At 67.3% G+C, this 13,817-nt stretch carries 17 protein-coding genes; 12 read left to right on the top strand and 5 right to left on the bottom strand.

Annotated elements, in window-relative coordinates; genetic code table 11:
* From F3J15_RS31295 to F3J15_RS31285, 3 genes are all read left to right on the top strand, one after another.
* Window positions 1–355, top strand: a 355-nt coding sequence (locus tag F3J15_RS31295) for an AraC family transcriptional regulator (protein WP_166896064.1), incomplete at its 5' end; no start/stop codon positions are given.
* A gap of 191 nt (window positions 356–546) precedes the next feature.
* Window positions 547–1,515: a DMT family transporter gene (locus F3J15_RS31290; protein WP_240159239.1), complete on the top strand. Its 969-nt coding sequence runs from the start codon at window positions 547–549 to the stop codon at window positions 1,513–1,515.
* Window positions 1,516–1,723: 208 nt separating this feature from the next.
* Window positions 1,724–2,272: a permease gene (locus F3J15_RS31285; RefSeq protein WP_166896060.1), complete on the top strand. Its 549-nt coding sequence runs from the start codon at window positions 1,724–1,726 to the stop codon at window positions 2,270–2,272.
* Between the two features lie 99 nt (window positions 2,273–2,371).
* On the opposite strand, the gene F3J15_RS31280 is transcribed toward F3J15_RS31285, so the two are convergent.
* Window positions 2,372–2,506 carry an entericidin A/B family lipoprotein gene (locus F3J15_RS31280; protein WP_006485835.1) on the bottom strand — a complete coding sequence of 45 codons (135 nt, stop codon included), beginning with the start codon at window positions 2,504–2,506 and terminating at the stop codon, window positions 2,372–2,374.
* A 233-nt stretch (window positions 2,507–2,739) separates the two neighbouring features.
* Here F3J15_RS31280 and F3J15_RS31275 point away from each other — a divergent pair, with 233 nt between their 5' ends.
* Window positions 2,740–4,032: an aspartate carbamoyltransferase gene (locus tag F3J15_RS31275; protein WP_089485383.1), complete on the top strand. Its 1,293-nt coding sequence runs from the start codon at window positions 2,740–2,742 to the stop codon at window positions 4,030–4,032.
* A gap of 73 nt (window positions 4,033–4,105) precedes the next feature.
* Here the strand turns inward: F3J15_RS31275 and F3J15_RS31270 are convergent, their stop codons facing one another.
* On the bottom strand, window positions 4,106–4,564 hold the full coding sequence (locus F3J15_RS31270; RefSeq protein ID WP_166896058.1) for a type II toxin-antitoxin system VapC family toxin: 459 nt from the start codon (window positions 4,562–4,564) through the stop codon (window positions 4,106–4,108).
* Complete coding sequence (locus F3J15_RS31265; RefSeq protein WP_089448087.1) at window positions 4,561–4,800, bottom strand: Arc family DNA-binding protein; 240 nt, start codon at window positions 4,798–4,800, stop codon at window positions 4,561–4,563. Before F3J15_RS31265 ends, F3J15_RS31270 begins: the two co-directional genes overlap by 4 nt.
* A gap of 321 nt (window positions 4,801–5,121) precedes the next feature.
* Here F3J15_RS31265 and F3J15_RS31260 point away from each other — a divergent pair, with 321 nt between their 5' ends.
* From F3J15_RS31260 to F3J15_RS31225, 8 genes are all read left to right on the top strand, one after another.
* The gene (locus tag F3J15_RS31260) at window positions 5,122–7,365 is read left to right on the top strand and encodes a TonB-dependent siderophore receptor (protein WP_166896056.1); all 2,244 of its coding nucleotides are present in this window, start codon (window positions 5,122–5,124) and stop codon (window positions 7,363–7,365) included.
* Between the two features lie 3 nt (window positions 7,366–7,368).
* Window positions 7,369–8,154, top strand: coding sequence for a tetratricopeptide repeat protein (locus tag F3J15_RS31255; protein ID WP_166896054.1), 786 nt, complete (start codon window positions 7,369–7,371; stop codon window positions 8,152–8,154).
* Window positions 8,151–8,834, top strand: a complete 684-nt coding sequence (locus F3J15_RS31250; RefSeq protein ID WP_166896051.1) for a Fe2+-dependent dioxygenase — start codon at window positions 8,151–8,153, stop codon at window positions 8,832–8,834. Before F3J15_RS31255 ends, F3J15_RS31250 begins: the two co-directional genes overlap by 4 nt.
* Window positions 8,835–8,931: 97 nt before the next feature.
* Window positions 8,932–9,171: a type II toxin-antitoxin system Phd/YefM family antitoxin gene (locus F3J15_RS31245; RefSeq protein ID WP_011659184.1), complete on the top strand. Its 240-nt coding sequence runs from the start codon at window positions 8,932–8,934 to the stop codon at window positions 9,169–9,171.
* Window positions 9,168–9,563, top strand: coding sequence for a type II toxin-antitoxin system VapC family toxin (locus F3J15_RS31240; RefSeq protein ID WP_166896049.1), 396 nt, complete (start codon window positions 9,168–9,170; stop codon window positions 9,561–9,563). The genes F3J15_RS31245 and F3J15_RS31240 overlap by 4 nt, the downstream gene beginning before the upstream one ends.
* A complete protein-coding gene (locus F3J15_RS31235) occupies window positions 9,508–10,389 on the top strand; it encodes a M15 family metallopeptidase (protein WP_240159237.1) in 882 nt (293 codons plus the stop codon). Before F3J15_RS31240 ends, F3J15_RS31235 begins: the two co-directional genes overlap by 56 nt.
* 103 nt (window positions 10,390–10,492) lie before the next feature.
* Window positions 10,493–11,077 carry a nucleotidyltransferase family protein gene (locus tag F3J15_RS31230; protein ID WP_166896047.1) on the top strand — a complete coding sequence of 195 codons (585 nt, stop codon included), beginning with the start codon at window positions 10,493–10,495 and terminating at the stop codon, window positions 11,075–11,077.
* 208 nt (window positions 11,078–11,285) lie between these two features.
* Window positions 11,286–11,432 (top strand): hypothetical protein, encoded by a 147-nt coding sequence (locus F3J15_RS31225; protein WP_166896045.1) that lies wholly within the window; start codon window positions 11,286–11,288, stop codon window positions 11,430–11,432.
* Between the two features lie 68 nt (window positions 11,433–11,500).
* Here the strand turns inward: F3J15_RS31225 and F3J15_RS31220 are convergent, their stop codons facing one another.
* Window positions 11,501–12,259 (bottom strand): SDR family oxidoreductase, encoded by a 759-nt coding sequence (locus F3J15_RS31220; RefSeq protein ID WP_166896043.1) that lies wholly within the window; start codon window positions 12,257–12,259, stop codon window positions 11,501–11,503.
* The gene (locus F3J15_RS31215) at window positions 12,256–13,803 is read right to left on the bottom strand and encodes an FGGY-family carbohydrate kinase (protein ID WP_166896041.1); all 1,548 of its coding nucleotides are present in this window, start codon (window positions 13,801–13,803) and stop codon (window positions 12,256–12,258) included. Before F3J15_RS31215 ends, F3J15_RS31220 begins: the two co-directional genes overlap by 4 nt.
* Window positions 13,804–13,817: the final 14 nt, after the last annotated feature.

The following is a 13,817-nucleotide window of genomic DNA, read 5'->3' as shown; positions in this document are numbered from 1 at the left end:
GCTCGCCCGGCATGCGAACCGCACGCTGCCGGCGGCGGGCGTCGCACCGGCGATCCGCCTCGCCCGGGAGCGGCTCGACGCAGCGCCGGCCGCCCCGGTCTCGCTCGCCGAGCTGGCCGAGCTGAGCGGCGTCAGCCGCTTCCAGCTGCTGCGCGGATTTGCCCGCGAACTCGGCATCACACCGCACGCATACCTGATCCAGTCGCGTGCGCGGCTGGCGCGCGCGCTGCTGGCCAGCGGCTTGCCGATCGCCGATGCCGCGGCCGAAGCCGGCTTTGCCGATCAAAGCCATTTGACGCGTGCGTTCGCGCGCCAGTTCGGGATCACGCCGGGGCGGTTCACGCAGGCCGCTTGACGCCGCCGTCATCCCGCGGAGCCCGTCACCAAACACACCGGTCGAAGGCTGCGCCCACATCGACAACTGCGGTGACTGTCGCCCGCCCCTGTCGCACAGGCATGCCGAATCGCGCGCTCCGTATTCGACACGCCCGCGCGCTGCAATTTCGTTCAAGACGCGCACCGCCGCCGTACGCGACGATGCAGCGCATGAAGACACGACTGATTGGCTATCTCTATCTCGCCGCCGCAATGGCAGGCGTCGGCAGCACCGTCATCGCGAGCCGTCTCGCGGCCGGCGGCCTGCCGCCGTTCGTGGCCACGGCGCTGCGCTTCCTGATCGCGACACCGCTACTGCTCGCGCTAATGCGTGCGCAGCGAATGCGCTGGCCGCGCCTCTCCACGCGCGACGCCGTGCTGCTCGTCATCCAGGCAGCGGCGGGCGGTGTCGGTTATACGGTGCTGCTGATCTGCGGCACGAAGCTGTCGTCGCCGCTCGATGCGGGCGTGATGCTGGGCACGCTGCCCGCGATGTCGACGCTGATCGCGGCAGTCGTGCTGCGCGAGCGACAGACGCCGCGCGACTGGGTGGCCGCCGCGCTGGCAACGGCCGGCGTGCTGTTCGTCACGTTCGCGCCCGGCCAGGCGCTGCCGTCGCTCCGCACGCTGGCCGGCGATGCGCTGGTGCTGGCCGCCGTCGCCTGCGAAGCCGTATTCATCCTGCTCAACCGGCGGCTGGCCGCACCGTTGCCGCCGCTGACGCTGTCCACCGCGATGTCCGGCCTCGGCTTCGTGCTCGCCCTCGTGCCAGCCGCGTTCGAATGGCACGCGGTGGCAACCGGTTGGACTGTCGGCGCGGTTTCGGCAATCGCCTACTACGCGCTGGTGCCGACCGTGCTCGGCTACCTGTGCTGGTATGCGGGCTCGGCACGCACGAGCGGCACCGAGGCCGCGCTGTTCACGGCGGTCGCGCCGGTCTCGGCCGTGCTGTTCGCGGTCGCGCTATTCGGCGAAACGCTCAGCGGCACGCGTATCGCGGGTATCGCGCTGGTCGTCGCCGGGATGGTCGTCGGCGCGACGCGGCGACGCGAACGGCCAGCCGAAGCTCGCGATACGCACCCGGCGAATCCGGATCGACCGTCCCGCCCCGCACCCGCCGCGCAAACAGCCACCGACTGACTCGCGCCCATCGCGTCGTTGCGGCGTTGCGGAAACGGCGGCGGCTCTGCCCCGCCGCCCTGGCTGTCGATCCCCGCACTCCCGCCACGCAGCCGGCAACTGTAGGAATGTGTCCGCGCACCGCAAAACCGTTGCGCCCCACACCGCAAGATGCAATATTCGCGTGGCCGGAACCTTTGACAACCATCGAACAACAATCCGCCACGCAATGAACAGGAAGGAAGCCAAAACAAGAATCGCGGTGCTGCTGTCCGCGGGAACGAGGAAGGCCGACGCATTGGCCGAACTGTCCGGACAGGGACTCAAGGATCGCGTGCTCGCGCACCTGATCGCGTCGCGCCCCGATCCCGAACGCTGCCGCAAGAACAAGCTGCACATCCGGATCCTGGTCGCGCTCGGCATCGCCCAGCTCGCGATCAGCCTCATGCTCGCGTACTACTTCTTCGCCACCGGCGCCGGCAACGGCCTCGTGCTGGTATTCCTCGCGCTGACCGTGCCGCTGTCGCTGCTGTTCATCTGGGGCTTTGCGACCAATCGTGTCGGCGCGTACCACGCGTTCATCCTGCTGTCGCTGCTGCAGTTGCCGAAGACCATCGCCGAGCTCGGACGCGATCCGTCGACCGCGCTGCCGAGCCTCGCGATCACGGTCCTGCTAGTGGGCTACGTCTGGTTCGTCCGCAATCGCCTGTTCCCCGACTACGGCTGGTTCACGCCGCGCAAGGTCGAAGGCCGTTACGCGTTCGTCGAGCACGCCTGACGCCACGGGCATCGAGCGCCGGCCGCAAGTAAAAAGGCGCCGGGCCGCCCCGCAATCGCGGGACGGCCCGGCGCCTTCTGCATTCCGGAACCGGTCGGCTTACTTGGCCTTTTCAGCCGAATCGCTGATCGCCTGGCCACCCTTCGAAATGTCCTGCCCCACACCGGCGACCGTGTTGCAACCGGCGAGCGCGGCGGTCACCACCAGCAGCATTGCAGCAATCGTACGCGTCATTCTCATTCTCCTTGGAATCAACAAGCCCGACGGGCGAATCGTTTGCGGCGTGGCGCCCGGCAAGATGCCGGGCACGGGGCCTGACCTGATTATACGGAGACGGCCGCCGCGCGCCAGTACGAACCCGCCGTCCGTCACGCGGGCCACACAGCCGGTTCGCACAGATTTTCCTTGACTTCAACGCGCCAGGAACTAATATACGCATCGCGTATATTTCTCGTCAGGAGCCGCCGATGACCGTTCCCCAGCAAGCCTTCCTCCGCGACGCCATGCGCCGCCTCAACATGACGCGCGAAGCGTTCGCCAGCCGCATCGGCGTGAGCCGGCGCGCGCTGGATACGTGGCTTTTGCCCGACGATTCGCAGGAATCGCGCGGGATGCCCGAGATCGTCGAACGCTTCGTGTCGGAAATCGTCGAGCGCTCGCCGGATGGCGGGGACTATACGCAAAGCGTAGACAAGCAGGGACTCTCGAAGCAATTCCTGTTCGAAGGCAAGCCGCAATTGATCTCGGTCGACCAGTTCTCGCGGGATTCGGTCGAGGCGCTGTTCCGCGTGGCCGACGTGATGCAGCCGATCGCGCGCCGCCACAAGATTTCGCGCGTGCTGGAAGGCGCGGTGCTCGGCAACCTGTTCTTCGAGGCCAGCACGCGTACACGCGTGTCGTTCGGCGCCGCCTTCTGCCGGCTCGGCGGTTCGGTGTGCGACACGACGGGCTTCACGTTCTCGTCGATGGCCAAGGGCGAATCGATCTACGACACGAGCCGCGTGATGGCCGGCTATGTCGACGCGCTCGTGATCCGCCATCCGGAGAAAGGCTCGGTGGCCGAGTTCGCGCGCGCGACCAACCTGCCCGTGATCAACGGCGGCGACGGCCCCGGCGAGCACCCGAGCCAGGCGCTGCTGGATCTCTATACAATCCAGCGCGAGTTCTCCCGGCTCGGCAAGATCGTCGACGGCGCGCACATCGCGCTGGTGGGCGACCTCAAGTACGGCCGCACGGTGCACTCGCTCGTCAAGCTGCTCGCGCTGTACCGCGGGCTCAAGTTCACGCTCGTGTCGCCGCCGACGCTCGAGATGCCGGCCTACATCGTCGACCAGATCGCGACGAACGGCCATGTGATCGAGCAGACGACCGACCTCGCAGCCGGGCTGCGCGGCGCGGACGTCGTCTATGCGACGCGGATCCAGAAGGAGCGCTTCACCGACGAGTCGTTCGAAGGTTACACGCCGGATTTCCAGATCAACCAGGCGCTCGTCGATTCGGTGTGCAAACCGGACACGCTGATCATGCACCCGCTGCCGCGCGACAGCCGGCCCGGCGCGAACGACCTGTCGGTCGACCTGAACCGCGACCCGCGCCTCGCGATCTTCCGCCAGACCGACAATGGCATTCCGGTGCGGATGGCGATCTTCGCGGTGTTGCTCGGTGTGGAGAACCTCGTCCAGCATTCGATGCGCGACGCGACGTGGCGCCCGCCGGCCTACCTCGGGCCGGAGGATGCGGTGTTTCACGGGGTCGATTGAGAAGGAACAGCCGGGGCGCACCAGTCACGCGCCCCACGCTCGACGAAAAGCGCGCCGGTCAGCCCGGCGCGCTTTATTTTTTTCGCGCGGTGGACAGGTGAGCAATCGGCGCCTGGGACGCCCACGGATCGATCACCCTCAGCCCGACCGCCTCGAATGGCGCGACGTCGCGCGTCGCAATGATCAACCCGTTCGCCTCGGCCGTCGCGCCGATAAAAGCATCGGCAGGCGCGATCGCACTGCCAGAGGCACGCGCACGCGCTCGAATGTCCGCATACGCTTTGCTCGCCGCATCGTCGAACGGCAGGATCCGGCCGCGAAACAGCGGCACGACGCGCTGCTCGATGCTTTGGTGAAGCCAGTCGCGCCTGCGACCTTCCGGCAATGCCGCCACGCCGAAGCGCATTTCGGCGAGACTGATCGCAGCAAGAAACAGCGTTTCGACGTTCTGGGCATCGAGCCACTCGATCACGGCCGCGCTCGGCTCGCGCCGCAACGGTTCGGACGTCACGTTCGTATCAACAAGGATCATTCGAAGCTCATCGGGTCGGTTAGCGTCTTGTCGCGCTGCGCGTCGAAATCGACGCCGCCCGCCTCCCGTCCGATTTCCGCCAGCAGCGTCCCCAGCTTGAGCCGACCACCCGGCAGAACGGCCTGCTCGAGGATGTCCCGCACCTCTGCTTCGGTGCTGCGCCCATGCTGGGCCGCACGAATCCGCAGCGCACGGTGCACTTCATCGGGCAGGTTTCGAACCGTAATCACAGGCATGATGCACCTCACCACATTTGCTTTCAATGCAGTCATATTATCACCGTGATGTCATGGCGGGCGATCCGCAACAGATCCACTCTACCCAGCCCGACACGGCCGCCACAGCTGGCCTTTCGGCCATCAATACCGCCCCGCGCGCCCCACCACCACCCGCCACATTAGTTAACACTTTCCTAACAAGTGATAACAAGAACGCTTCTCATTCAATAAAAAATTACATAGAATGCCGCCTGAAAACAAATCGTAATAATTCCCGGCGGCATGCACATTTCCGCAGCGCACCGCCCCCGGGGCCACACCGCGAGGTCGAAGCGCACCATGAAGTCACGTCCCGACGAGCTGAAGCTCGGCAAATTCACCACCCTGTGCAGCGTGCTCGCCGCAAGCCCGGCATTCGCGGCGGACGGCACGCCGCCGCCCGCCCCGGCCGGCACCGAAGGCCATCTCGCGCCGATCGAGGTCCAGGGCAAGGCCGAGCACAGCTACAAGGCCGACTTCTCCGCTTCCGCGAAATTCACCGCGCCGCTCGTCGACACGCCGAAATCCGTCACCGTGATCCCGCAGGAGCTGATCCAGAACAGCGGCGCGTCGACGCTGACCGAAGCGCTGCGCACCGTGCCCGGCATCACGTTCGGCGCCGGTGAAGGCGGCAACCCGCTCGGCGATCGTCCGTTCATCCGCGGCTACGACACGCAGGGCAGCATGTTCGTCGACGGCATGCGCGACACCGGCGCGACGACGCGCGAGATCTTCAACACCGAGCGCATCGAGATCACCAAAGGTTCCGACGGCGCCTACGGCGGCCGCGGCGGCGCGGGCGGCAGCATCAACCTGATCACGAAGGCCCCGCACCTCGGCACCACCGCCGCCGCGAGCGCGGGCCTCGGTACCGACCGCTATCGCCGCTTCACGGCCGACGGCAACTGGCAGTTCGCCGATCATGCCGCGTTCCGCCTGAACCTGATGAGCCACAACAACGACGTCGCCGGCCGCGACGCGGTGAACAACGAACGCTGGGGCGTCGCACCGTCGATCGCGTTCGGCCTCGGCACGTCGACGCGCGTCGTCGCGAGCTACTACCACCTGCAGACGGACGACATGCCCGACGGCGGCATCCCGTACTTCTACGGCTTCAACCTCCCGAAAGGCGTCGCCACCGACGGCCCGGCGCCCGTCGACCGCCACAACTTCTACGGCCTGACCAACCGCGATTTCCGCAAGACGACGTCGGACATCAGCACGCTGAAGATCGAGCACGACATCACGTCGTCGCTGACGATCCGCAACACCACGCGCTATACGGAATCGACGCAGGACTACATCTGGACGCAGCCCGACGACAGCCAGGGCAACGTGGTCAACGGCAAGGTCTGGCGGCGCGCGAACACGCGCAACAGCGCGATCAACAGCCTCGCGAACCAGACCGAGCTGTTCGGCGAATTCCGCACCGGCCCGTTCAAGCACAGCTTCACAACCGGTATCGAGCTGTCGCGCGAATGGGGCAAGCGCGACACGTACAACGTCGCCGCCGCGAACGGCAAGATCTGCCAGAACGGCATCGGTGCCGCGTCGGGCTACAACTGCACGAGCCTGTGGTCGCCGAACCCGAACGACCCGTGGGCGGGCTCGATCACGCGCAACAACGACTACGCGCATGCCCGCACCGTGACGAAGTCGATCTACGGCTTCGACACGATCGAGATCACGCCACGCTGGCAGGTCAACGGCGGCGTGCGCATCGACGACTACTCGACCCGCTTCACCGACACCAAGGCCAACGGCGGCAAGACCACCACGCGTGACGACACGCTCGTGAACTGGCAGGCCGGCCTCGTGTTCAAGCCGGCGCAGAACGGCAGCATCTATGCGTCGTACGCGACGTCGTCGACGCCGGCCGGCATGATGCTCGGCGAAGGCAGCGAAACGCAGTCGCTCACGCCGGGCCGCGGCGGCGTCGGCTCGAACGCCGATCAGCTTTCCCCGGAAAAAAACCGCAGCATCGAGCTCGGCACGAAGTGGAACGTGCTGAACGACAAGCTCGCGCTGACCGCCGCGCTGTTCCAGATCGATACGACCAACGCGCGCGTGACGCTGCCGAACAACCAGTACGCAATGGTCGGCAACAAGCGCGTGCAGGGTCTCGAGCTCGGCGTCGCGGGCCAGATCACGAAGCAATGGCAGCTGTTCGGCGGCTATACGTACATGAAGAGCGAACTGCGCGACAACGGCAAGGACACGGCGAACAACGGCAACCGGTTCCCGAACACGCCGAAGCACAGCTTCACGATGTGGTCGAACTACGACGTGACGCCGAAGTTCACCGTCGGCGGCGGCGCGTTCTACATGTCGCAGGTGTTCGGCGATCCCGCGAACCAGCACGCGGTGCCGTCGTACTGGCGCTTCGATGCGATGGCGCAGTACCGCATCAACAAGAAGCTCGACCTGCAGCTGAACGTGAACAACCTGTTCAACCGCACCTACTTCGACCAGGCGTATCCGGCGCACTACGCGTCGATCGCACCGGGCCGCTCGGCGTTCGTCACGCTGAACGCGCGCTACTGATCGATGGAGGCCGTGTCGCTGAAGGCGCTCGCGTCGGTTTCGCCGCGCGAGTTCGCCGACATCCTGGCCGGGCCGCCCGAGCGCGCCGCCGCGTGGGTCGCGGCGGCGGCCGATAACGGCATCGTCGATGCGCAAGCCGTCTACGGGCAATACCTGCTCGACGGACATGGCGTCGCGCGCGATCCGGCGGCCGCGTTCAACTGGTTCCGGCACGCGGCGCGCGCCGGCCACCCGATGGCGATGAACATGCTCGGCCGCTGCTACGAGTTCGGCTGGGGCACGGCGGCATGCGCGCCGGTCGCCGTGTACTGGTACCGGCTCGCCGCGCAGGCGGGGCTCGACTGGGGCATGTACAACTACGCGACGGCGCTCGCGCTCGGCAACGGCGTCGACGAGAATCGCGCCGATGCGCTCGACTGGTTCCAGCGCGCGGCCGCACTCGGCCATGCGAAATCGATCAACCTGATCGGCGGTTTCTACGAGGACGGCTGGGTCGTACCGGTCGACCGCGACGCCGCGTTCGACCACTATCGTCGCGCCGCCGTGGCCGGCGACTTCCGCGGCCAGTTCAACCTTGCGCGGCTGCTCGCCGAGCGCGGGCGCATCGACGAAGCGCTCGCGTGGCTCGCGCGCGTGCCGGCCACCGCGACCCCCGCGTTCGTCGCGAAGATGCACGCGTATCTCGCGTCGTCGCCGATCGACGCGTTTCGTGCGGCGGCGCTGGAATTGCAAACGCCACCACAGCCGCAACCGCAGCCACAGCCGCACTGCATGGAATCCACATCATGATGCTTCACATCCCCGGCGTATTGACGAAGGCGCAGGTCGCGCAATGTCGCGAACGGCTCGATGCGGCCGAATGGGTCGACGGCAATGCGACATCCGGCACGCAGTCGGCGCTCGCGAAACGCAACCGGCAATTGCCGGAAGGCGCGCCGGCCGCACGCGCGGTGGGCGACGCGATCCAGGACGCGCTCGCACGCCATCCGCTGTTCTTCTCGGCGGCGCTGCCGCTCAAGGTGTTTCCGCCGCTGTTCAATCGCTACGAAGGCGGCGAGACGTTCGGCACGCACGTCGACAACGCGATCCGGCTGCTGCGCGGCACGGATTTCCGCGTGCGCAGCGATCTGTCGGCGACGCTGTTTCTCGAAGAACCCGATGCGTACGATGGCGGCGAGCTGTGTGTCGAGGATACGTACGGCACCCATCGCGCGAAGCTGCCGGCGGGCGACCTCGTGCTGTATCCGGCGTCGAGCCTCCATCACGTGACGCCCGTGACGCGCGGAGAGCGCGTCGCGTCGTTCTTCTGGATCCAGAGCATGGTGCGCGACGACGGCGACCGCACGCTGCTGTTCCAGCTCGATACGCAGATTCAGGCGCTGTCCGCCGAGAAAGGCGCGAAGGATCCGATGGTCATTTCATTGACGGGGATCTATCACAACCTGTTGAGGAAGTGGGCGGATGCGTAGCAGGAACCGGCAGCACCGCCAGGCCGTGCCCCCTGCGCTTGCGTCACGCCGGAATCCATGACTAAAATGACCATCGTCAAATGACTATGCTCATATCATGATGCCGCACGCTCCAGTTTCGAAATCCGAGTTCAAGGCCCGCGCACTCGAATACTTCCGGCTCGTCGAGGCGTCGGGCGAAAGCCTGATCGTCACCGATCACGGCAAGCCGACACTCGAAATCCGGCCGTATCACGCACGCGAGGCTCAGCCGTTGGACATATTGCGCGGCTCGGTCATGCGCTACGACAATCCTCTCGATCCGATTGCGGAAGATGATTGGGAGGCGTCGCGGTGATCGTGCTGGATACACATGCGTTGGTGTGGTGGGTGGCGGGCGATCCGTCACTCAGCAAGAAGGCGAGAAGCGCGATCGATCGCGCTCGGAGTGAAGGCGCGCTCGCCGCATCAGCGATCTCCGCGTGGGAGATTGCCATGCTGGTGCGCAACGACCGCCTCGCGCTAACGATGGATGTCGACGCGTGGCTGGCCACCGTCGCGCAGATCGACGGCATGCGCTTCGTGCCCGTCGATGCCGACATCGCCGCGAAATCCACCGACCTGCCCGGCACGTTCCACAAGGATCCGGCCGACCGCATGATCGTCGCAACCGCACGGCGGCTCGGCGCGCCGCTTGTCACGCGCGACGAAAAAATCCGCGCTTACGCGCACGTCAAGACGCTCTGGTAAGCGTCGCCCGCCCGCGGGTCAACCCGCGACACATCCTCCGCCGGGCTCTGGCATATTGGCGATTCGTCCGACAAAAAACGACCTGGGCCAGTCTTACCGCCGGCTCGTGGCCCGCAACCGTCATTGCGCCACTTCGTCCACTATCGTGATTTCGCTCTCCGATCCCGTTGTCCGGTCGATCGCCCTACTGGAGTCGCCCGAAGCGTTTGTCGATCTCGCGGGTTTCCATGAACGCATTGCCGTCGATCTCGGCCGCCGCGACATCGAAAGCAGAAGCCCGCATTTCCTGAAAGTGCGCCGTGGTGTGGCCGAGCGGCTGATCGCCGCTGCGTACGCACTGCCCGCCGGCCTGCGCCTGTACGTCAAGGAAGGCTATCGCCCGCTGGCCCTGCAGCGCGACTACTTCTCCGCACACCTCGCGCATCTGCGTCGCACGCTGAATCCGCTGCCGGACGAAGACGCGCTGATCGCGCTGACGAGCCACTACGTCGCACCGCCGGAAGTCGCCGCGCACCCAACGGGCGCTGCCGTCGACCTGACGCTGATCTCGGCGGATGGCACCGAGCTCGACATGGGCTGCATCATGAACGCCACCGACCACGAATCATCCGGCGCGTGCTACACGCACAACCCGTTCATCAGCCGCGCAGCCGCCCGCAACCGTCAGGTGCTGATTGCCGCACTGACGAGCGCCGGCTTCACCAATTACCCGTCGGAATGGTGGCATTGGTCGTTCGGCGACCGCTATTGGGCCGTGATGCATGATCAATCGCACGCGATCTACGGCCCCGTCGAGGAAAACATGCTCGACGAAGCCGCGTGCTGACATTCTTTCCGACGAAACGGGCCCGCCTCGGTAACATCCTCACTTGTCGATCCCTGCCCGCTCCCGCACAATCGCAGCACCTGCATCACTCTCCCCCGCGCCGATGTCCTATGCGTCACTCGCCACCGGCGTCCTCCTCGCGGGCGGCCTCGGTCAACGCTTCGACCCGAGCGGCCAGCACAGCAAGCTGCTCGCGCTGCTTCCCGACGGCACGCCGGTTGCGGTCGCGGCCGCCCGCCATCTCGCGGCGGCCACGGCCGACGTGATCGCCGTCGTGCGTCCCGGTGCCGAAAAACTCGCGATGCTGCTGAACGAAGCCGGCTGCCACGTCGTCTATGCGCCCGACTCCGTGCGCGGCATGGGCGCGAGCCTCGCGGCCGGCGTGCGTGCGACGCCCGACGCGAACGGCTGGCTCGTCGCGCTCGGCGACATGCCGTGGATCGCGGCGTCTACCTACGAAACCGTCACGCGCGCGCTCGACGCCGATGACGCGTCGATCGTCGCGCCCGCGCATCGCGGCGTGCGCGGCCATCCGGTCGGGTTCGCCGCGCACCATTACGATGCGCTGGCCGCGCTCGACGGCGACACGGGCGCCCGCGCGCTGTTCGCCAGCGCGCCGGTCAGGCTGCTCGACGTGGACGATCCCGGCATCGTGCGCGACGTCGATACACCGGCGGATTTGCGCTGACCGAGATCGCGCGCAGCGTGCTCGCGATGCAACGCCTGGCCCGCGCCGCGCGCCGCAGGTACCTGCACGAACACCGCCCATGCCCGGGTTGCGCCGACGACACACCGCCCGCCGCCACAATCCCGCTGCAAACGCACGCCCGATTGGCTATAACGGAGACGAGGCGCTCCTGCCGCACCACTGCCGTCACGCACTGAGCGAGTTCTCCATGACCGATCACACGACCCCGACGCCCGAGCCACCGGCCGACCCGAACCGCGACCCGGAAGACGATCCGTTATCGCCACCGTCGCCGGGCCACCATCACGACAATCCGCAGCAACCCGACGGCCCGCCGAGCAAGGATCCGGTCTAGCCGCGCGGCGACCGTGCCACCCATTCGCCACGCGGGTTCCTGCATGCGCCATCGCCGCATGACGCTGCCTAGCGCGCCGTATACCCGCCGTCGATCGGCAGCGACACACCGCTGACCATCGACGCCGCGTCGCTGAGCAGGAACAGGATCGGTTCGACGACCTCGTCCGGCTCCGCGAATCGCCCGAGCGGAATCGCGGCCAGCATCGGCGCACGCTTTTCCGGTTCGCTCCACGCGAACTGCGCCATAGGCGTGAGCGTGACGGTCGGGTTCACACTGTTCACACGAATGCCGTGCGGCCCGAGTTCGATGCACAGCACGCGCGTGATCGCGTCCATCGCCGCCTTCGACGCGCAGTAACTCAGATGCGCGGGCAACCCGACGAGCGCGGCCTGGCTCGATACGTTGACGATGCTGCCCCGCTCGTGCGCGGCGCCATGCGCGTCGCGCGCGATCATCTTCCGTGCGACGGCCCGTGCGACGAGCGCCGCGCCGCGCGCATTGACGGCCATCACGCGATCGAAATGCGCGGCGCTCACCTCGAGCGCCGCTTCGAGCGACGCAATCCCCGCGCAATTCACGAGGCCGTCGAACGCATCGTGCGCGGCGAGCGCCGCGTCGATCGCATGCTCGTCCCCACCGACATCGAGTCGCATCGTCTCGCATGCGGTCTCGCCGGCCAGCGCATCGAGCGCGGCCACGTCGCGCCCGGCCGCGACGACCTGCGCGCCCGCCTGCGCCAGCGCGACCGCGCACGCGCGCCCGATCCCGCTCGACGCCCCCGTGACGAGCACCCGCGAACCGCCGAAATCGAATCGTGTCTTCATGATGGCGTGTGCAACCCGTGCATGATCGGTTTGAGCGCCGGATACAGCGCCGTGTAAAGCGCAAAGCGCGCCGCATACGCTTTCGCGCGGTCGGCATCGGGCCGCGCGCGCTCGACGAGCGTGACCCATCCGCCTTGCGCATCGTCGTGCGACACGAGCCCTGCCCCGACGCCCGCGAGCAAGGCGGCCCCCATCGCGGCTTCAACGTCCTGCTCGATCGTCCACACCGGGAAGCCCGTCACGTCCGCGATGATCTGCATCCACAGCGCCGAATGCGCGGCCCCGCCCACGACGATCAGCCGGTCGTCGAGCGCCACCGCGCCGCGACGCCCGGCCTCGATGTTGTGCCGCAACGCGAACGCGACACCTTCGAGCACCGCGCGATACAGGTGCGCGCGCGTATGCGCGAGACTCAGCCCGACGAACGCGCCACTTGCCTTCGCGTCCCACACCGGGCTGCGCTCGCCCATCAGGTACGGCAGGAACAGCACGCCGTCCGCGCCGGGCGGCACGCTTTCGGCCGCCTCCTCGAGCAACACGTGCGGATCGCCGTGCGGCAGCAGGCGTGCCGCATCGATTTCCGCGTGACAGAACTGGTCGCGAAACCAGGCGACCGACGCGCCGGCCGTGATCGCGCCGCCGAACACGTACAGGTCGCGCTGCCCGTTGAACACGTGCGGCATGCTGACGAGCCCGTGACGCGCATCGACGTGCCGGCTCACGTAACCCCAGCACATGCTGGTGCCGATCATCGCGACATGCTGCCCCGCGCGCGTCGCGCCGGCCGCGAAGGTCGCGACGGCCGCATCGACGCCGCCCGCGACGACGGGCGTGCCGGCCGGCAGCCCGAGCTGCTCCGTCCATTGCGACAGCAGCCCGCCGACGACGTCGGTCGATTCGACGAGCCGCTCGGGCATCATCGTCGCCGGAATGCCGAGCATGTCGAGCGCATCGTCGGACCACTCGCGGCGCGCGACGTCGTACACGCCGCCGATATTGCCGGCCGAACTGTGATCGACCGCGACCTCGCCGGTCAGCAGGTAGATCACGTACGCGTTCGGCGGCAGGAAATAGCGCACGTTCGCCCACACGTCCGGCCGCTGGTCGCGCAGCCACAGCATCTTCGTGAAGCCGTAGTAGCTGTCGACGCCATTGCCCGTGATCACGCGCAGCCGCTCGACGTTCACGTTCGCGTTGACCCAGTCGACTTCCGCGGTCGCACGCCGGTCCATCCAGATCAGGCACGGATGGACCGGCCGCATGTCGATGTCGACCGGAATGCCTGAGCCGCCGTACAGGCTGCCCACGCACACCGCGCGGATCGCATCGGCCGGCACGCCCTGCGCGCGCGCATCGCTCACGCAGCCCGCGATGCACGCGAGCACCGCATCGAACCACACCTGCGGCCATTGCTCGGCCCAAAGTGGGCGCGGCGTATCGGGCTGGTAGCCGGCCGAGCGCCGCGCGACGATCGTGCCGTGCCGGTCGACGAGCAGCGCCTTGGTGCTCTGCGTGCCGATATCGACGCCTATGACGTATTCCATGATGTCTCCGTTGA

The sequence above is a fragment of the Burkholderia sp. Ap-955 genome, from assembly GCF_011753045.1.
Taxonomy (GTDB): domain Bacteria; phylum Pseudomonadota; class Gammaproteobacteria; order Burkholderiales; family Burkholderiaceae; genus Burkholderia; species Burkholderia lata_D.
This window is presented reverse-complemented; position numbering and strand designations above follow the sequence as displayed.